This window comes from Exiguobacterium sp. s50 (assembly GCF_018618175.1).
In the GTDB taxonomy this organism is placed as follows: domain Bacteria; phylum Bacillota; class Bacilli; order Exiguobacteriales; family Exiguobacteriaceae; genus Exiguobacterium; species Exiguobacterium chiriqhucha.
The window spans coordinates 57,357-74,482 of sequence record NZ_JACSLP010000003.1 but is presented as its reverse complement, the minus strand read 5'-3'; the positions used below and the strand labels follow the sequence as shown (position 1 = coordinate 74,482).

Sequence of the window (17,126 nt, the reverse complement as noted above, 5' to 3'; positions counted from 1 at the left end):
CATTTTGTGAATTCATGAAAAGGAAAATATGTCATAGTGATGCTGTTGGTGCAAGCATAGACACATTAGAAAAACAGGGGGTATTTATTTATGGGACGTTATATTCTTCAGCGGCTGACTTACGGCCTCATCACGTTCTTCTTGATTGCGACGTTCACGTTTTTCCTGATGGACCTGCTTCCAGGTTCGCCTTATCAAAACCAGGAGAAACTGACAGAGACACAAATTCAGCTCTTGAACGACCGTTACGGACTCAATGATCCGCTTCCAGTTCGTTATGCGACATACTTAGGAAACCTTGTGCAAGGGGACCTTGGTGTATCATTCCGTACGGCCAACCGGCCAGTGACGGAATTGATTATGGAACGAATCGGACCTTCAGCTCAATTAGGGATCCAAGCCCTTGTGCTTGGGACGTTTGTCGGATTGTTGCTCGGAATCGTGGCAGCCATTCGTCATAACACGTACATTGACTATGGTTCAATGTTCGTATCGGTAATCGGGATTTCTGTCCCATCATTCGTCTTTGCAGCCCTTCTTCAGTACTATGTTGGGGTTAAGTTGCAATTACTCCCTGTTGCGTTCTGGGATTCTCCGGCGCATACGATTTTACCGACCATCTCGCTCTCGCTCGGGGTCACGGCATCGATTGCCCGTTTCGTCCGGACCGAGATGCTAGAAGTTACCGGACAAGATTACGTCACGCTCGCGAAAGCGAAAGGGTTGACCGGGAATGCCATCGTTTGGAAGCACATGGTGCGTAACGCGATGATTCCTGCCATCACAATCCTTGGACCAATGACGGCCGGTCTATTGACTGGTACGTTCGTCATCGAAAAAATCTTTGCGGTACCTGGACTCGGAGAATTGTTCGTCACATCTATTACGTTGAATGATTACTCGGTCATCATGGGCACGACGCTCTTCTTCTCTGGCCTGTTCATTATTATCATTCTACTAGTCGACTTGCTCTACGGAGTCGTTGACCCACGTATTCGTCTTGGGGGGAATAACTGATGATTGAAAACAAAAAGAATTTCGAGCAGTTCGACCAAGACATGTTCCAACGTGTCGAGATGAACGAACAGCTCGCTGAACGTATTTCCGGTAAAAGCTTGAACTTCTGGCAAGATGCATGGATGCGCTTAAAGAAAAACAAAGCAGCCATCTTGTCGTTATCGATTATCGTCATTCTTGTCTTGCTCGCGCTATTCGGCCCGATGTTGTCTGGCCGTGACGCTTATACGCAAAACATCTCACAAGCCAAACTCCCGCCTAAAGTCACAGGACTTGAGTGGGCTGGGTTTGACGGGATGGCCAACCTCGGTGGCCGTGATATCGACTTCTATGAACAAAAGAACGTCGAAGAGAACTTCTGGTTCGGTACGGACTACCTCGGCCGTGATCTTTGGTCACGTATTTGGGAAGGGACACGTATCTCGCTCTTCATCGGTTTAATGGCCGCTATCGTTGATACGGTCATCGGTGTCGCTTACGGTGGGATCTCGGCTTACTTCGGTGGCCGTACGGATAACATCATGCAGCGGATCGTTGAGATTTTGACTGGTGTTCCTAACTTGATTTTGATTATCTTGTTCATCTTGATCTTTGACCCAGGTGTCTTCACCATCATCTTGGCGATGACCATCACCGGCTGGATCGGGATGAGTCGACTCGTCCGCGGTCAAATCTTGAAATTGAAAAACCAAGAGTTCGTCTTGGCTGCCCGTACGCTCGGTGCCTCAAGTACTCGTTTGATTTTCAAACACTTGATTCCGAACACACTCGGCGCCATCATCATCACACTTATGTTCACGATTCCAGCTGCCATCTTCTTCGAGGCATTCCTTAGTTTCATCGGGATCGGACTTCAACCGCCACAAGCATCACTTGGTACGTTGATTAACGACGGATACAAAGAGTTACGGACATTCCCGTACTTGCTCGTCATCCCGTCAGTCATCATCGTCTTGCTCATGGTCAGCTTCAACTTGCTCGCCGATGGCTTGCGTGATGCGTTCGACCCGAAAATGCGTAAATAATTATAGAAACAGGGGGACTCGTGCATGGAAACGATTTTATCTGTCCGAGACTTAGCGGTCTCGTTCCATACGTATGCTGGAACGGTACAAGCCGTTCGCAACGTATCGTTTGATTTGAAAAAAGGCGAGACGCTCGCCATCGTTGGGGAATCGGGTTCTGGTAAATCCGTCACATCGAAAGCGATTATGCGTCTCATTCCAAACCCGCCAGGTGAAATCACGAACGGAGAAATCTTGTTCGAAGGAAAAGACTTGGCGAAGTTGTCGGAAAAAGAAATGCTTAAAATTCGTGGGCGCGATATCGCGATGATCTTCCAAGATCCGATGACATCGCTCAACCCGACGATGACGATTTACAAACAGATTGCCGAAGGTTTGAAGCAACACCAAGGACTCACGGGTGAGGATGCGAAGAAGCGTACGCTTGAATTGCTCACACTCGTTGGGATTCCAAACCCAGAGGCACGTCTGAAGCAATATCCGCACCAATTGTCAGGTGGGATGCGTCAGCGGATCGTTATCGCGATCGCGCTCGCATGTAACCCGAAAGTATTAATCGCCGATGAGCCGACGACGGCACTCGACGTAACGATTCAAGCTCAGATTTTAGAGCTGTTGAAAGATATCCAGCAAAAGACGGGCACAGCGATCATCTTCATCACGCACGACCTCGGTGTCGTTGCGAACATGGCAGACCGCGTTGCCGTCATGTACGCTGGTAAAATCGTTGAGAAAGGGACGGTCGACGAAATCTTCTACGAGCCACGTCACCCATACGCATGGGGCTTGCTCGGATCGATGCCGCGTCCGACCGATGACCCGAACGAGGCGCTCCCGGCCATCCCGGGTACACCGCCAAACTTGCTCAACCCACCTAAAGGCGATGCCTTCGCACCACGTAACCCGTATGCGATGAAAATCGACTTTGAAAAAGAACCACCGATGTTCCAAATTAGCGACACACACTATGCGGCGAGCTGGTTATTGCACCCACAAGCCCCGCAAGTGAGCCCGCCGAAAGCGATCCGTGACCTTGCGCTCAAGTATCGTCCGGACAGCGCGTTCGCGAAATCGATTTTGAAAGGTGGTGCTGAATAATGGAACGCGAGAAATTACTCGAAGTAAAAGACCTGAAGCAGCACTTTAAAATTGGCCGAGGCCGCGTCGTCAAAGCTGTCGACGGCATCTCGTTCGATATTTATAAAGGTGAAGTGCTCGGACTCGTAGGTGAGTCTGGATGTGGGAAATCGACGACAGGTCGTACCATCATCGGACTTTACGATGCAACAGACGGGGACGTCATCTTCAAAGGTGAGAACGTCCACGGCAAGAAGAGCAGCGCCGATAAGTTGAAGTTTAACCGGGCGATGCAAATGATTTTCCAAGACCCATATGCATCCCTCAACCCGCGTATGACCGTCGCTGATATCATCGCCGAAGGCATCGATATCCACGGTCTTGCCAAGACGAAAGAAGACCGGATGAACCGCGTCTATGACCTTCTCGAGACAGTTGGTCTTACGAAAGAGCACGCGAGCCGTTACCCGCACGAATTCTCGGGCGGTCAGCGTCAGCGAATCGGGATTGCCCGCGCTCTCGCGGTCGAACCGGACTTCATCATCGCCGATGAGCCGATTTCAGCTCTCGACGTATCGATTCAAGCCCAGGTCGTCAACTTGATGAAAGAATTGCAACGCGACCGTGATCTCACGTACTTGTTCATCGCCCACGACTTGTCGATGGTCAAGTATATCTCGGACCGAATCGGAGTAATGTATCAAGGTCACCTCGTCGAGCTCGCTCCTGCAGCGCGTTTGTACGAGAACCCGCTCCACGCCTATACGAAGTCACTCCTCTCGGCGATCCCACTTCCGGATCCAGAGCATGAGCGGACACGTAAACGGATCGTGTATGAGTCGAAGTCACTCGGTGCCGTCGGACGTTCGGATGAGGATTCAAGCATCCCGCCACTCCGTGAAGTCGAGCCAGGCCATTACGTCTCATTGACAGACGAAGAGTACGAAGCGTACAAAGCACAACTCGTGTAATTCAAAAGTCCCGCATCCAACCGGATGCGGGACTTTTTTGGGCAAATAAAAACACCGTCTAGGATGACGGTGTCAGGCGTTTGAGATACGTGGCAAATTCGAAAGCCGGTCGACGACTGCATCGATCAAGCGGACGCGGGCCAGGGCGTCTTCGATGTCCATCGTCTCATAATGGTGCAGTCCGCCAGGTTGTTCGACGTACGTGTCCGCATCATGCACGAGTTGTTGGAGCGGCGTCCGTTGAATCCGGTTGGGCGGCAAGTAGGAGTCGGTGTGAAGTAAAATCATGACCGAGATTTCTTTCGCGCGGGCTGGATCTTCGCCAAGGCGAATCAACAGCTTGTGGGCGCGTTCGGCGCCTTTAATGGCATGGATATCGTTTTGACGATACAAATCATAATTCCATTTCCCTTCGGTGTACCATTCATAATGACCGATGTCATGGAGCAGGGCGGCTTTCGTCGCCAAATCCGTATCGAGGCCTCGTCGCGTCGCCAATTCGAGAGCGCGTTCACACACATCGACGGCGTGTTTCAAGCCAGAACGGGTCAAGTATTTTTGGGTGACCGGGTGCTGCATAATCGTCTCTAACGTAATTCTCATCATCGCTCTCCTCCTTGGTGATTTCAAAGGTTATTTCTATTAACTATACGGGAATCAAATAGGAAAAGCAAATCTGGAACGTGTGAAATGATGAAAAACTTGGAAATTGTTCAACCATTTTCATAAGAATGTGCTATAATTTAATTGTAGATTAGTGCAAGTTCAAGATTTTCAGATTCAGTAACGGTCGGTCCGGTCCTTTTAGCGTTGGGGGTGAGAGACCATGAAAGAACGTAACAAAGTATTGGAACAGAAAAAGAAACTTCTGAAAGAAGTCCTCAAGAAGAAATTGAAAGACTTGCAAGTGAAGCCAGGCAAAGAGACGGTATCACAACCGGTTTCTCGAATGCCGGCGTCCTAGAACGGTCGATCAAGGGTCGCATTCTCGAGAATGCGTCCTCTTTTCTTACCCGAGTGAGAAAAGTTATCATTGAAGTTTCAATTGATAAGAATTATTATAATTAAGTGAACGATTTTTTGGGTATACAAATAGAGTCACTTGAAAAAGATGAACGAACATTTGATCAGGGAGGAACGAAAATGGTCACACTTTACACGTCTCCGAGCTGCACATCGTGCCGAAAAGCACGGGCTTGGCTTGAAGAGCATGATATCCCATTTACGGAACGAAATATATTTTCAGAACCACTCTCACTTAATGAGATCAAACAAATCCTACGTATGACAGAGGACGGGACGGATGAAATCATCTCGACCCGGTCTAAAGTTTTCTCTAAAATCGACGTATCGGTCGATGCGCTCTCGCTTCAACAACTATACGATTTGATTCAAGAGTATCCTGGATTGCTTCGCCGTCCAATCTTGATTGATGAAAAACGTCTTCAAGTCGGGTATAACGAAGATGAGATTCGTCGATTCTTGCCGCGCAAGGTCCGGACGTTCCAACTTCAAGAAGCGCAACGACTCGTCAACGAGTGAGGAAGCATACTGTCTAAGCAGTGTGCTTTTTATTATTCCGTTTTTCCGATAAAATAATAGTAACAACCCCATCATCAATAGATTGACACGTTAAAAAAAGGGTACTATGATAACAAGACAATTTCCCCTCTCCTCCTTAATTGTTGAAGTAGGAGTGAGGTGAGAAGGGAGTGGACAATCGTGAAAATTGAGCGCATCAATGACAATACCGTCAAATTTTTCATTACGTATGTCGATATCGAAAAACGCGGTTTCGCTCGTGATGAAATCTGGTATAACCGAGAACGTGGTGAGCAGCTGTTCTGGCAGATGATGGACGAAGCGCACGAACGAGAAGATATCTCGTTTGATGGTCCACTATGGATACAAGTACAAGCTTTTGAAAAAGGACTCGAAGTGACCGTGACGATCGCGAAAAACGTGATTGGCGCCGAAGACGATTCTGAGCTCGGATCACTCCTACGCTCGGCAATCGATGAGGCACGCGATCAACAATCGGTGCTCGACCAGTTGAGTGAACTCGATGAAGAAACCGAGCAGGAGGCGTGGGCTCCGCTCGCTATGGAAACGGATGACTTTGAGGCGATCATCTCGCTCAGCAAACGGGCGGGAGAGACGTTAAGCAACGTCGACCTCAAACTGTTCCACTACGATCAGAAGTATTACTTGTGGATCGATTTCCCGGAAGAGGTGGAACCAGAGGAAGAAGAGAACGTATTGAGTCTCTTGGCCGAGTATTTGACGTTCAGTACGCAGACGTTAGCGATGCTCGAAGAATACGGTAAGCTTATCCTCGATGGGGATGTCTTCGCTAAAGTCCGTCACTATTTCTAAACCCCAATCGCCTGTTCATATGGACAGGCGATTTTTTTCTAACTAATACATAAACGAGGTGTCGTGATGTTCAAGCGTTTGCAGTTGATGTTGGCCGATAGTGCCTGGTTTGTCCCGTTTTTATATGGGGTCGGGGGGATTGCCTTGACGTTCCTGACCCAATACTTCGGAAACTTCTTTCGGGAACTGTTGCCCGAAATCGTCTATTTAGATAAGGATTCGGCAGCAACCGTGCTGTCCTCGTCCTTTACGAGTCTGATGACGATGATGACGTTTAGTTTCTCAACGATTCTCGTCGTCTTGACGACGTACTCGTCACAGTTCTCACCACGAACAATCAATAACTTTTTGACGAACTCGGCATCGAAACATACGCTCGGCTTGTTCATCATGACGACGGTGTACGGGATCACGAACTTATTTTTAATTCGGACGTCGGATGAGGATGTCGTACTCGCCTCGGGCGTCAGCGTGTTGCTCGTCGTCAGTTCCATCTGGGCGTTCGTCAAGTTCATACAAACGATAAGCGTCTCAATTCAAGCCGAACGTCTCTTGTCAGCCCTGCATCGCGAGGCGTTGTCCGTCATCGAGACGCAACAGCAAGCGGTGGAGGACGGAAAGATGCACATCGTTCCCGAACGTTCGGTCCACACGTTCGAGGGCCAGGCCATCTATGCGCCGCGCACCGGCTATATCCAATTGTTCGCAAGCGAGAAACAAGAAAGCCATGATGTCGATTTCGAGTCGGTCGTGGCCGTCGGGGATTTCGTGGCGAAAGGAGACTTGCTCGGCTATTGGCTCGGAGAAGAAGCGCTCGATGTCGACGTGTTCCAAATTGGGGAGATTCGCTCCTCGATTCAAGACCCGGCCTTCGTCATCGAGAAATTGAGTGAAATCGCGTTGAAAGGCATCTCGCCCGGGATTAACGATCCGAATACTGCGATTCACGCCATTCATTACATCGGCGACATTTTGCGAGAACTGAGCCGATTACCTGAAGGGGATTTCTTATTTTCCAATGACAAGAGCGAATGGCACGCCAAACGTAAACCGATGGAGGCGACGTTGTTCGAGGCGCTCACCCCAATCAAGACGTATGCGAGCCATGACATCTTTGTGATGGCATCCGTGTTCGAGGCGATCCGAATCGCCCGACTGGAAGCACATGCCACACACGAAGAGACGTTCGAGGAGTTCATCGACTATTTCGAGGAGTCGCTCGATTTTGAAGAGTTGCATCCGAGAGAACGCGCGTTTCTGACGAATCAGATGATGCGTGCCCGAAAAGTACAGACGTAAAAGGGAGGGGTCTCGAGTGACCGCTCCCTTTTGGTACTTATGAGAGTGTATAACCACCGTCCACCGTGATGGCTTGACCGTTAATATAGCTTGACGCTTCGCTCAATAGGAATGTGACGACCGGTGCGACTTCCTCCGGTTTGGCGGCATGTCCCCGGAAATGATGGGTCATCGCCTCTTGGAATTTGGCCTCACCGCCATACAGTTTATGACTGAGTGGCGTATCGACCGGACCGAAACAGACCGCATTGAAACGTATTTTGCCTTTCATCCGATGGGCGAACGTCTTCGTCAAGGCGATGACGGCCGCTTTCGAGGCGGCGTATGGACCGAGCATCGGCGGAAATTTGACGTGGCCGACGATTGCAGCGTTATTGACGACGCTCCCTCCCGTCGCCAACAGCGGGATGGCGCGTTGGATAAGCCGGTTCACAGCCAACACGTTCAGTTCGAATACGTCGTCAAACGCGGTCGCCGGCAACCGCTCCGGTGTCCCGGGACGACCGAACGTCGCGGCGTTGTTGAATAATCCGTTGAGGACGACCTTGTCCTCGATCAAGCGGTCCATCAATGCTTCAACTTGCTCGGATTCGGCTAAATCACATGTAAGGAAAGTGATGCGTGGTGAGGCGTCTTCGAGTGCGGCACCTCGTGTCTCGTCGCGGCCGATGCCGATGACGTCATGTCCGTCCTCAGCCAAACGAAGGGCGACGGCCCGTCCAATCCCGCTCGTCGCTCCTGTAACCAAAAATGTGCCCATATTTTGTTCGCTCCCCTCAAAAGATGGTGTTAAGTTGTATAATTATGATAATACAAGACAGAAACGAGGTCAGTTTATAATATGTTGCGACGCATACAAGTACTTTTATCCCTGATTTTGCTCGCAGGTCTCATTGCCGTATTATCGTATTACTGGAGCTCGCAAGTGATCGGGTTGTTCTCGGTGCTCGTCTTTTTGACGACGTTCAGCATCCTGCTCGTCATCCTGCTCGAGAATCGAAATCCGCAGCGGACGCTCATTTGGGCCATCGTCATGCTCGGCTTCCCGGTCGTCGGGCTGTTCGCCTATTTTGTGTTCGGACAGAACTATCGCCGGAAGCGCATGTTCAAAGAGAAGGCCATGTTGGACGAAGAGACGTACCTCGCTTATCGACAGAAGGCGATGACGTTGTCGCCGTCGCTCATGTTCTCCCATGACGATTATGAGAAGTTGCTCCATTTGACGTCGTCTCTGAATCAATTACCCGTTTCGTCAAACACGTATACGCAAGTGCTGACGAACGGACAACAGAAGTTCTCGAAGTTGTTGCCCGCTTTGAAAGGGGCGACCCGCCACATCCATCTCGAATATTATATTTTCCGGGAAGATCGTATTTCTCGGGAAATTCAACGGATTTTGATTCAGAAGGCGAAGGCCGGGGTCGAGGTGCGCTTTCTATATGACGCGGTCGGCTCGATTCATACGAGCGGGACGTTCTTTGACGAGATGCGCCAAGCAGGTGTCCATGTCAAAGCGTTCTTCCCGGTCGTCCTGCCGCTCGTTTCGAGTAAGACGAACTATCGGAACCATCGGAAAATCGTCGTCATCGATGGAACAGAGGCGTTCACAGGCGGGTTGAATGTCGGAGATGAATATTTGGGCGAGCATTCGAAGTTCGGTTTTTGGCGTGACACGCATCTATACGTCAGAGGGGAAGGGGTGTCGGAACTCCAGCTCATCTTCTTGCAGGACTGGTACTACATGACGGGTGAGCGTCTATTCACGCCGTTCTATCTAGAGCCGCTCGAGACGGTGCGAAGTGCGAGTGGCGGCGTACAGATTGTGGCGAGCGGACCGGATGAGCCGTACGAGACGATGAAATCGATTTATTTCGCGCTGATCAATGCGGCGAAGAAGTCGGTATACATCTCGTCCCCGTACTTGATTCCAGACGAGGACATCATGAGCGCGCTCAAGACCGCTTCGTTATCAGGTATCGATGTCCGTATCGTGCTTCCGAGCTATCCGGACCATAAAATTGTCTTTTATGCGAGTCGCTCATATTTTGAGGAACTACTCAGCGCCGGGGTCAAGATTTACTTGTATGAGGAAGGGTTCATGCATTCGAAAGTCATCGTCGTCGACGATGGGTTGGCGACAATCGGAACGGCGAATATGGACTTCAGAAGTTTCCACCTCAATTTCGAGGTGAACGCGCTCTTGTATAACACGAACTCCGTCCATCAGCTCAAACAAGATTTGTATAAAGACTTTGAAGGGTCACACGAGTTGGAGATTCGGGCGTTCTCGGAACGATCCTACTTCATCAAACTCGTCGAATCATTGGCCCGAATGTTTTCACCACTATTATGAGGGGGAAGCGGGATGCGATTTGCCATCGGTCGAACTGGAGGGTATGTGGATGCCCTTACGTTGAGTCGGGGGCGGATTGAACCGTTTGCCCCTTTTTCGTGCCCAGAATGCGGGGAACGGGTCATCGTCAGGCAAGGTGTGAAACGGCGTCTCCATTTCGCCCACGTCAATCCTTGCGGATGCGGCGAGTCGACCGGACACCATGAAGACAAATGGGGAGTGCGGCAATGGCTTCAAGGGCAAGGGTATGAAGTCGAGCAAGAAGTCGTCATCGGCGCACGTCGTGCCGATTTGGTGGCAGTACGCGACGATACACGGCTCGTCGTCGAAATCCAGGCGTCCACGCTCTCAATCGAGTCTTACGTCGACCGGACGAAACATTATCGCGACAATGGACTTGACGTCGTCTGGCTGGCGAGCGGGCTGCAGCCCGGGGGTGTGACAACGTTCAAACCGTGGATGCGGGCCGAACTGGCCCGACGACATAGCCTGGTCGTCCCGACCGGACAGGCGTTATACCGCTTCGTCGGCTTTCCGGTCTCCATCCGAGCGGGCGTCGGGCAATGGCAGGTCGCGACCTCGTTCGATGTCTCGCCGTTCGCGGCATATTATGGCTTCGATGCCCATCGTTGGACCCAAGTCATTCGGCGGAGGCGGATGACGCCACCTTATCCGACGCCACAGTATCGCCGCCTCATCTTGAACCGACTGTATCCGCTCGGGATGTTGCCCTCGTTGTTACCGAGCTACTGTTATTTGCCGTTGCCGTCACTGTGGGGGGTCCATGTCCATCCGTTCATGTTCCAGACGGTGCTCTACTTGAATCGACGGGATTGCCCCGGAGACTCCGTCAATTGGAGCATCGAGAAGACGTGCCGCCAGTTCGACGTGACCCCGACAAGCGACTTTCTGCAAGCGTTTGAAGTACAATGGAGACAGCTGTTGAACGTATTCGACGTGACGGAGGCGGTGCGCGATTGGCACGTGCCTAAGACGTTAGACACGGCGTTGCTTCACGATTTTCGATACTTTCAAGGGTTTCAGCGATTCATGGCGAAATCGTATACAAACTAAGAAAAGGAAGTGGACATATGTCAGAAGTACTTACACGACAACAAGTACCCGTCGAGGAGACGTGGAACTTAGAGACGATTTATGCAGACGATCAAGCTTGGGAACAAGATTTTGAGGCGCTAAAAGCAAGCGTACCGGCCTTGGTCGAGTTCAAAGGGAAACTCGGAGAATCAGCGGCTTCTTTATTCGCAGGTCTGCAACTGCGCGACGACATTTCGCGTCAATTGCATAAGCTGTATACATACGCCCATATGCGCTACGACGAGGATACGTCGAACAGCCATTATCAGGCACTGAACGACCGTGCCGGTTCTCTCGCCGCCCAAATCTCGGCTCAGCTCGCGTTCATGACGCCAGAGCTGCTCGCCATCGACGAAAGCCAAATCGAGGCGTTCATGAGTGAGCACGAGTCACTCAACGTCTATCGCCACGCGTTCGACGAGTTGGCACAAGAACGTCCACACGTGTTGACGGAAGCGGAAGAGGCGATTCTCGCCCAAGCCGGTGACGTCCTCGGGCAGTCGAGCTCGACGTTCGGCATGCTCAACAACGCCGACTTGAAGTTCCCGAAAGTGAAGAACGAGAAAGGCGAAGACGTCGAATTGACGCATGGCCGCTATATCACCTTCCTCGAATCAAGTGACCGCAGCGTCCGCGAAGGCGCATTCAAGGCGATGTACGGGACGTACGAGCAATATTTGAACACGTTCGCCTCGACGTTGTCAGGTAGCGTGAAAAAAGACAACTTCTATGCGACGGTCCGCAAGTTCGAGAGCGCCCGCCAAGCGGCGCTTCATCATAATGCCATTCCAGAATCCGTATACGACGGGCTCGTGGAGGCGGTGAACGAACGTCTCGACTTGTTGCACCGTTATGTCGCGCTCCGGAAACGGGCACTTGGTGTGGACGAGTTGCATATGTACGACTTGTATACGCCGCTCGTCAAAGACGTGGACATGAAAATTCCGTATGCCGAAGCGAAAGACTTGATGGTCGAGGGGCTCGCGCCGCTCGGAGACGAGTACGTCCAAATCGTCAAAGACGGACTTGCTTCACGTTGGGTCGACGTTCGTGAGACACGTGGTAAGCGTAGTGGCGCCTATTCATCAGGCGCGTACGACACGCAACCGTTCATCTTGATGAACTGGCAGGACAACGTCAACAACTTGTTCACGCTCGCCCATGAGTTCGGCCATTCGGTCCATAGCCATTATACGCGTGCGACGCAGCCGTATCCGTACGGGGACTACTCGATTTTCGTGGCTGAAGTGGCTTCGACGACGAACGAGGCGCTCTTGAACGATTATTTGTTGAAGACGCGCACGGACCGCCAGGAGCGGCTCTATCTGTTGAACAATCAGCTCGAAACGTTCCGGGGCACACTGTTCCGTCAGACGATGTTCGCCGAGTTCGAGCACATGATTCATAAAGCGGCCCAAGAAGGCGTCTCGCTCACACCTGAGTATTTGAATGAGACGTATCTCGAGCTCAACAAGCGATACTTCGGAGACGAACTCGTTATCGATGGTGAGATTGCGTTTGAATGGGCCCGTATCCCGCACTTCTATTACAATTACTACGTCTATCAGTACGCGACAGGGATCTCAGCATCGGCCGCGTTGTCGCAACAGATCATGGAAGAAGGCGAACCAGCTGTCCGTCGTTACATCGACAAGTTCTTGAAGGCCGGTTCGAGCGACTATCCGATTGAAGTATTGAAGGCGGCCGGCGTCGATATGACGACGAAAGCGCCGGTGCTCGCAGCACTCGATCAGTTCGAGGCCGTCCTCGACGAAATGGAGACGTTATTATTTCAATAAGAAGTATGGCGTGAACATTATGTGACAATATGAACAAAGTGCTTGTCACGTGGCGCCCGTCTCGGTATATTATAAGTGTGAAATCAATCACAAACCCCTTTATTGACCGTAAACTTTCTCCCAACCTGTGATCTGTATAGATACTCGGGTCGTGATGTTTTCCGTCCCCGCGGAGAACATCGCAAAAAACCCACGGCTCCCCGGCCGTGGGTTTTGTTGTGTCATTTATTCGTCGCCCAAGCTTGTCCGCTGCAACCTGGAACAGGTCGGCACCGTTGCTGGAGTGACAGTTTTTTCAGTTCTCTCTCGATGACCGGCTTCTCGAGCTCCAAGATGAAGGCGAGCTCGGTGATGGTCGAGGCATCGTAGCGCCCCAATACTTTCTCGACGTTCCACTCGGACTCCCGGGTTGGGACGTAACCGAGCAGTTCGGCCATGACGGCCTGATAGACGTCATACGGGTACAATCCTTCGATTTTGAGTGCTTCGTCACGCGTGACGAACGTCAAAGCAGGAAGTGACTCAATTTCCCAATCTTTTAAGATCTCATGGTCAACAGCTAAAGCGCTGAGCAGTTGATTGGATTGGATATCGGCCGCCAACTCCTCGATGTCGAGCCCGTAATCGACGAACGAGCGGGCAATTTCCCACAAGTCGCTGTCGCTAGAGCCATCCTTCAAAAAGATATCGTTTATATGCAGATGGCGTAAGAAGCGCATCGCATGACGTTTCCCTTGTAACTCCATAGCCTTAATCATCGTGAGAAGGCGAACCTCTTCTTGACATCCGCCAACACAACTAGGAACCGTCGAAACCATACGGAAACGAATCAAATGCCCGTATTCAAGTTCGAGCTTTTTAATGAGCGTCATCACATGAAGTCCATCTGGATCAGAAATGTCCATGAAATAGAATAACTCTAATGGTTTATAGGTTGCTTGGATAGGAGATTCTTCCAGTGAACAGGATGACTCATTACATTGTTCTAGTTCCATTGTGTCGCCTCCTCTCGTAAACAAAAATCAAATATATCGTATGCTCATTGTAGCAACGAAAAAAAAAGGTTGGCAACGTATCTGCTCAACCTTGATTTCGACGCACCTTTTCTTCCATGAATCGAACGATTTTATTTTTAGCGGGACGAAGAGGAATGCCATGCTCGCGAAGGAGCTGTTCGAAAGCGATTTTCCCTCTCGCCTCGTCGGTCACTTCAAATTCTATTTCGTAGTCGTGAATCTCCAAATAATGACTTTCATCAAGGACGAGTAGGCCGTCCGGTGTCGCGATTTCGGCCCGTTTCGTCTCGAGACGGCCGAGGTGTTCGAGCGGTCCAGACAAGTTGAATGGAGCGAGCGCGGCCGTCATTTGATCATCGTGGATGATGCCGTATTTGAACAAGTTCTCGGCTTCCTCTTCGTTGATGGCGGCGTGCGTCTCGAGCAAGCCGACTTCATGCGGCTGCTTCAGTGTCAGCACTTGGCCGTTCTTTTTCTCACGGATGCGAAGGGCGGCACCATGGTTCTTCAGTTCGAACGTCGGCGTGTCAAAGTAGTCGTTGGCTTGCCATTTCACTTCGTCTGTCAAATCGTAGGCGGCGAGCAACATTTCGTACTCGTCTTTTGTCAACATCGATTTAAATTCAATTTCCACTTCTTGGGTCATAAATCATCGCTCCATTCTATGAACAATTGTTGGTTTATGATACCATACAATCGGATACATACGGAAAAAGCAGGGCTTTCCGATACGAACGAAAGTGGTGACAGCATATGCAATCCATGGATTGGGATCAATATTTAGTGCCGTATCAAATCGCGGTCGATGAACTGAAAGTGAAATTCAAGGCGATTCGAAAGCAATATAAATCTCAAAATGACCATTCTCCCATTGAGTTTGTCACCGGAAGAGTGAAACCGGTCGGCAGCATCCTCGAGAAGGCGAAGCGAAAGCAGATTCCTTATGATAAATTGTCGACGGAGATGCAAGATATCGCCGGACTCCGCATCATGTGCCAATTCGTGGACGATATCGTCCACGTCCTCGAACTGCTCCATCATCGGACCGACTTTAAAATCGTCGAGGAACGTAACTATATCACGAACCAAAAGGAATCGGGCTATCGCTCGTACCATTTGATTCTCGAGTACCCGGTGCAAACGATTCATGGCGAGTTCCCGACACTCGTCGAGGTCCAAGTACGGACGCTCGCGATGAACTTCTGGGCAACAATCGAGCATTCGCTTAACTATAAATACGACGGGGATATGCCGCTCGAAGTTCAAGAGCGTCTGCGGCGAGCGGCCGAGGCGGCGTTCTTGCTGGATGCCGAGATGAGCCAGCTTCGCGTCGAGATTCAAGATGCACAGCAAGTGTTCCGGGATAAAGAAATGAACGTCCAGACGGACCAAGACTAGGGGGCCACGGCATGCAGTTTGCGATTGTAGCACGGGGAGACGCGCGGTCGGCTGACATCGCGCAAGAGTTGACGAATAAATTGACCGAAGCGGGGCATTCGGTTTCGAAAGAGCCACGCATTGTCGTCTCAGTCGGAGGCGACGGGACGATGCTGCAGGCGTTCCACGAGTATATCGACCGGCTCGATCAGACGTTGCTCGTCGGCATCCACACAGGCCATCTCGGATTTTACGCCGACTGGCAACCGGATGAACTCGATGAGTTGACGGAGATGATTACAAGCGAGTCGTTCGAACCGGTGTCATACCCGCTTGTCGAGGTACTCATCGATTACGAGGATGGGACGACCGATCGACAGCTCGCCATGAACGAATGTACGATTAAAAACTATAAGCGCACACTCGTCTGTGACTTATCGATTCGCGATGATTACTTCGAGACGTTCCGGGGCGACGGGTTGTGTATCTCGACGCCGTCCGGGTCGACGGCCTATAACAAAGCGCTCGGCGGGGCCATCGTCCATCCGTCCATCGAGGCAATTCAAGTGACGGAGATGGCGTCGATTAACAACTTGGTGTACCGCACGATCGGGTCACCGCTCTTATTGCCGAAACATCATCAAGTGAAGATTGCTCCGCACACGAAAACCGAGTTTGAACTTGCGTTCGATCATCAAGAAGCGTTGTCGTGGTCGAACGTGCGCTCCATCCGCTGTGCGGTCGCGAAAGAAAAAGTGACGTTTGCCCGGTTCCGGCCGTTCCCATTTTGGCGACGGGTCCGCGAATCGTTCATTGAAGAAGGGAAGTAACCGATGTACGGATTTACATTGCGTCGCGTCGCGGAGACAACCGTCCCGTTGCGCGACTTTTTAATGACAGACTGTGGCATCTCACGAAAGATGTTGACCCAAATCAAACAAGGTGGCCTCATCCTCGTCGATGGCAAGCCTCGCACCGTCCGCTATGACATCCGAGCAGGGGAGGCAGTGACCGTCCACTTCCCGGTCGAACAGCCCGCAGAGACGATGGTCCGTTCCAAGCGGCCGCTCACGATCCTATTTGAGGATGACTATTTGCTCGCGGTCGACAAACCGGCAGGCATTGCGACAATCCCGTCCCGGCTCCATCCGGATGATACACTCGCCAACGCCGTGCTCGGCTATTATGAACAGATTGGATTGCAGTCGGCGATTCACGTCATCAACCGGCTCGACCGTGACACAAGCGGGGTCGTCCTGTTCGCAAAATATGCATACGTGCATCATCGCTTTAGCGAGTTGCAACAGACTGGCGGCTTGTCGCGGACGTATCTCGCGTTAGTCGAAGGGCCGCTTGAACCACAGACGATCGATGCCCCAATCGGCCGCGCCCCCGATTCGATTATGGAGCGAATCGTGACAGCGGACGGACAGCATGCTGTCACACATATTCTCGAAGCGGAGGCGCATGGCGCATATACGGCACTATCGATTGCCCTTGAGACCGGTCGGACGCATCAAATCCGGGTCCATCTGCGCCATATCGGCCATCCGTTGCTCGGGGATACGATGTACGGTGGCAAGACTGTTCTCGACCGTCATGCGCTCCATAGCGCTTCGGCGGCGTTTAATCATCCATTGACCGGCGAGAAGCTGTTCATCCAAGCCCCTGACCCGACTGATTTCCAATTCATCCTGTAACAACAATAGTCCCGCACTCGG

At 51.2% G+C, this 17,126-nt stretch carries 18 protein-coding genes; 14 read left to right on the top strand and 4 right to left on the bottom strand.

Annotated features, from left to right (window positions below; genetic code table 11):
- Positions 1 to 90 precede the first annotated feature (90 nt).
- From opp3b to KNP68_RS04890, 4 genes are read left to right on the top strand one after another with little or no spacing between them, the layout of a single operon-like run.
- Positions 91 to 1,017 carry an oligopeptide ABC transporter permease gene (gene opp3b / locus KNP68_RS04905; RefSeq protein WP_214798926.1) on the top strand — a complete coding sequence of 309 codons (927 nt, stop codon included), beginning with the start codon at positions 91 to 93 and terminating at the stop codon, positions 1,015 to 1,017.
- The gene (opp3C, locus tag KNP68_RS04900) at positions 1,017 to 2,042 is read left to right on the top strand and encodes an oligopeptide ABC transporter permease (protein ID WP_305796976.1); all 1,026 of its coding nucleotides are present in this window, start codon (positions 1,017 to 1,019) and stop codon (positions 2,040 to 2,042) included. The genes opp3b and opp3C overlap by 1 nt, the downstream gene beginning before the upstream one ends.
- Before the next feature lie 24 nt (positions 2,043 to 2,066).
- The gene (locus tag KNP68_RS04895) at positions 2,067 to 3,140 is read left to right on the top strand and encodes an ABC transporter ATP-binding protein (RefSeq protein ID WP_114165401.1); all 1,074 of its coding nucleotides are present in this window, start codon (positions 2,067 to 2,069) and stop codon (positions 3,138 to 3,140) included.
- Positions 3,140 to 4,090 carry an ABC transporter ATP-binding protein gene (locus tag KNP68_RS04890; RefSeq protein WP_214798923.1) on the top strand — a complete coding sequence of 317 codons (951 nt, stop codon included), beginning with the start codon at positions 3,140 to 3,142 and terminating at the stop codon, positions 4,088 to 4,090. The genes KNP68_RS04895 and KNP68_RS04890 overlap by 1 nt, the downstream gene beginning before the upstream one ends.
- Positions 4,091 to 4,162: 72 nt before the next feature.
- Here KNP68_RS04890 and KNP68_RS04885 read toward each other — a convergent pair whose 3' ends face one another.
- A complete protein-coding gene (locus KNP68_RS04885) occupies positions 4,163 to 4,696 on the bottom strand; it encodes an HD domain-containing protein (RefSeq protein WP_021066949.1) in 534 nt (177 codons plus the stop codon).
- Between the two features lie 220 nt (positions 4,697 to 4,916).
- On the opposite strand from KNP68_RS04885, the gene KNP68_RS04880 reads away from it, so the two are divergent.
- The 4 genes from KNP68_RS04880 to KNP68_RS04865 all read left to right on the top strand — a co-directional run bounded on the left by KNP68_RS04880 (position 4,917) and on the right by KNP68_RS04865 (position 7,765).
- Positions 4,917 to 5,054 (top strand): hypothetical protein, encoded by a 138-nt coding sequence (locus tag KNP68_RS04880; protein WP_198922699.1) that lies wholly within the window; start codon positions 4,917 to 4,919, stop codon positions 5,052 to 5,054.
- Positions 5,055 to 5,233: 179 nt separating this feature from the next.
- Positions 5,234 to 5,632 (top strand): transcriptional regulator SpxA, encoded by a 399-nt coding sequence (gene spxA / locus KNP68_RS04875; protein WP_015881217.1) that lies wholly within the window; start codon positions 5,234 to 5,236, stop codon positions 5,630 to 5,632.
- A 180-nt stretch (positions 5,633 to 5,812) separates the two neighbouring features.
- Positions 5,813 to 6,466: an adaptor protein MecA gene (gene mecA, locus KNP68_RS04870; protein ID WP_214798920.1), complete on the top strand. Its 654-nt coding sequence runs from the start codon at positions 5,813 to 5,815 to the stop codon at positions 6,464 to 6,466.
- A gap of 66 nt (positions 6,467 to 6,532) precedes the next feature.
- On the top strand, positions 6,533 to 7,765 hold the full coding sequence (locus KNP68_RS04865; protein ID WP_214755759.1) for a DUF2254 domain-containing protein: 1,233 nt from the start codon (positions 6,533 to 6,535) through the stop codon (positions 7,763 to 7,765).
- A 37-nt stretch (positions 7,766 to 7,802) separates the two neighbouring features.
- On the opposite strand, the gene KNP68_RS04860 is transcribed toward KNP68_RS04865, so the two are convergent.
- Positions 7,803 to 8,525 (bottom strand): SDR family NAD(P)-dependent oxidoreductase, encoded by a 723-nt coding sequence (locus KNP68_RS04860; protein WP_021066953.1) that lies wholly within the window; start codon positions 8,523 to 8,525, stop codon positions 7,803 to 7,805.
- A gap of 81 nt (positions 8,526 to 8,606) precedes the next feature.
- Here KNP68_RS04860 and cls point away from each other — a divergent pair, with 81 nt between their 5' ends.
- Genes cls through pepF form a run of 3 tightly spaced genes read left to right on the top strand, consistent with a single transcriptional unit; the run spans position 8,607 to position 13,012 of the window.
- Positions 8,607 to 10,118: a cardiolipin synthase gene (gene cls, locus KNP68_RS04855; RefSeq protein WP_029595781.1), complete on the top strand. Its 1,512-nt coding sequence runs from the start codon at positions 8,607 to 8,609 to the stop codon at positions 10,116 to 10,118.
- Between the two features lie 12 nt (positions 10,119 to 10,130).
- Positions 10,131 to 11,192: a competence protein CoiA gene (locus KNP68_RS04850; protein ID WP_214713876.1), complete on the top strand. Its 1,062-nt coding sequence runs from the start codon at positions 10,131 to 10,133 to the stop codon at positions 11,190 to 11,192.
- Between the two features lie 17 nt (positions 11,193 to 11,209).
- Positions 11,210 to 13,012: an oligoendopeptidase F gene (gene pepF, locus KNP68_RS04845; RefSeq protein WP_131471117.1), complete on the top strand. Its 1,803-nt coding sequence runs from the start codon at positions 11,210 to 11,212 to the stop codon at positions 13,010 to 13,012.
- 221 nt (positions 13,013 to 13,233) lie between these two features.
- On the opposite strand, the gene KNP68_RS04840 is transcribed toward pepF, so the two are convergent.
- The gene (locus KNP68_RS04840; protein ID WP_236355671.1) at positions 13,234 to 13,770 is read right to left on the bottom strand and encodes a DsbA family protein; all 537 of its coding nucleotides are present in this window, start codon (positions 13,768 to 13,770) and stop codon (positions 13,234 to 13,236) included.
- Between the two features lie 322 nt (positions 13,771 to 14,092).
- Positions 14,093 to 14,674 carry a CYTH domain-containing protein gene (locus KNP68_RS04835; protein WP_214713874.1) on the bottom strand — a complete coding sequence of 194 codons (582 nt, stop codon included), beginning with the start codon at positions 14,672 to 14,674 and terminating at the stop codon, positions 14,093 to 14,095.
- A 107-nt stretch (positions 14,675 to 14,781) separates the two neighbouring features.
- Here KNP68_RS04835 and yjbM point away from each other — a divergent pair, with 107 nt between their 5' ends.
- From yjbM to KNP68_RS04820, 3 genes are read left to right on the top strand one after another with little or no spacing between them, the layout of a single operon-like run.
- On the top strand, positions 14,782 to 15,426 hold the full coding sequence (yjbM, locus tag KNP68_RS04830) for a GTP diphosphokinase (RefSeq protein WP_021066959.1): 645 nt from the start codon (positions 14,782 to 14,784) through the stop codon (positions 15,424 to 15,426).
- Positions 15,427 to 15,437: 11 nt separating this feature from the next.
- Entirely contained in the window at positions 15,438 to 16,235 is a 798-nt protein-coding gene (locus KNP68_RS04825; RefSeq protein ID WP_021066960.1) for an NAD kinase, read from the top strand.
- Between the two features lie 3 nt (positions 16,236 to 16,238).
- Complete coding sequence (locus KNP68_RS04820; protein ID WP_214713872.1) at positions 16,239 to 17,105, top strand: RluA family pseudouridine synthase; 867 nt, start codon at positions 16,239 to 16,241, stop codon at positions 17,103 to 17,105.
- Positions 17,106 to 17,126: the final 21 nt, after the last annotated feature.

What these genes read in the sequence shown, in the direction of transcription:
- opp3b (WP_214798926.1), top strand. Translation starts at nt 91, where the DNA reads ATGGGACGTTATATTCTTCAGCGGCTGACTTACGGCCTCATCACGTTC.
- opp3C (WP_305796976.1), top strand. Translation starts at nt 1,017, where the DNA reads ATGATTGAAAACAAAAAGAATTTCGAGCAGTTCGACCAAGACATGTTC.
- KNP68_RS04895 (WP_114165401.1), top strand. Translation starts at nt 2,067, where the DNA reads ATGGAAACGATTTTATCTGTCCGAGACTTAGCGGTCTCGTTCCATACG.
- KNP68_RS04890 (WP_214798923.1), top strand. Translation starts at nt 3,140, where the DNA reads ATGGAACGCGAGAAATTACTCGAAGTAAAAGACCTGAAGCAGCACTTT.
- KNP68_RS04885 (WP_021066949.1), bottom strand. Translation starts at nt 4,696, where the DNA reads ATGATGAGAATTACGTTAGAGACGATTATGCAGCACCCGGTCACCCAA.
- KNP68_RS04880 (WP_198922699.1), top strand. Translation starts at nt 4,917, where the DNA reads ATGAAAGAACGTAACAAAGTATTGGAACAGAAAAAGAAACTTCTGAAA.
- spxA (WP_015881217.1), top strand. Translation starts at nt 5,234, where the DNA reads ATGGTCACACTTTACACGTCTCCGAGCTGCACATCGTGCCGAAAAGCA.
- KNP68_RS04865 (WP_214755759.1), top strand. Translation starts at nt 6,533, where the DNA reads ATGTTCAAGCGTTTGCAGTTGATGTTGGCCGATAGTGCCTGGTTTGTC.
- KNP68_RS04860 (WP_021066953.1), bottom strand. Translation starts at nt 8,525, where the DNA reads ATGGGCACATTTTTGGTTACAGGAGCGACGAGCGGGATTGGACGGGCC.
- cls (WP_029595781.1), top strand. Translation starts at nt 8,607, where the DNA reads ATGTTGCGACGCATACAAGTACTTTTATCCCTGATTTTGCTCGCAGGT.
- KNP68_RS04850 (WP_214713876.1), top strand. Translation starts at nt 10,131, where the DNA reads ATGCGATTTGCCATCGGTCGAACTGGAGGGTATGTGGATGCCCTTACG.
- pepF (WP_131471117.1), top strand. Translation starts at nt 11,210, where the DNA reads ATGTCAGAAGTACTTACACGACAACAAGTACCCGTCGAGGAGACGTGG.
- KNP68_RS04840 (WP_236355671.1), bottom strand. Translation starts at nt 13,770, where the DNA reads ATGATTAAGGCTATGGAGTTACAAGGGAAACGTCATGCGATGCGCTTC.
- KNP68_RS04835 (WP_214713874.1), bottom strand. Translation starts at nt 14,674, where the DNA reads ATGACCCAAGAAGTGGAAATTGAATTTAAATCGATGTTGACAAAAGAC.
- yjbM (WP_021066959.1), top strand. Translation starts at nt 14,782, where the DNA reads ATGCAATCCATGGATTGGGATCAATATTTAGTGCCGTATCAAATCGCG.
- KNP68_RS04825 (WP_021066960.1), top strand. Translation starts at nt 15,438, where the DNA reads ATGCAGTTTGCGATTGTAGCACGGGGAGACGCGCGGTCGGCTGACATC.
- KNP68_RS04820 (WP_214713872.1), top strand. Translation starts at nt 16,239, where the DNA reads ATGTACGGATTTACATTGCGTCGCGTCGCGGAGACAACCGTCCCGTTG.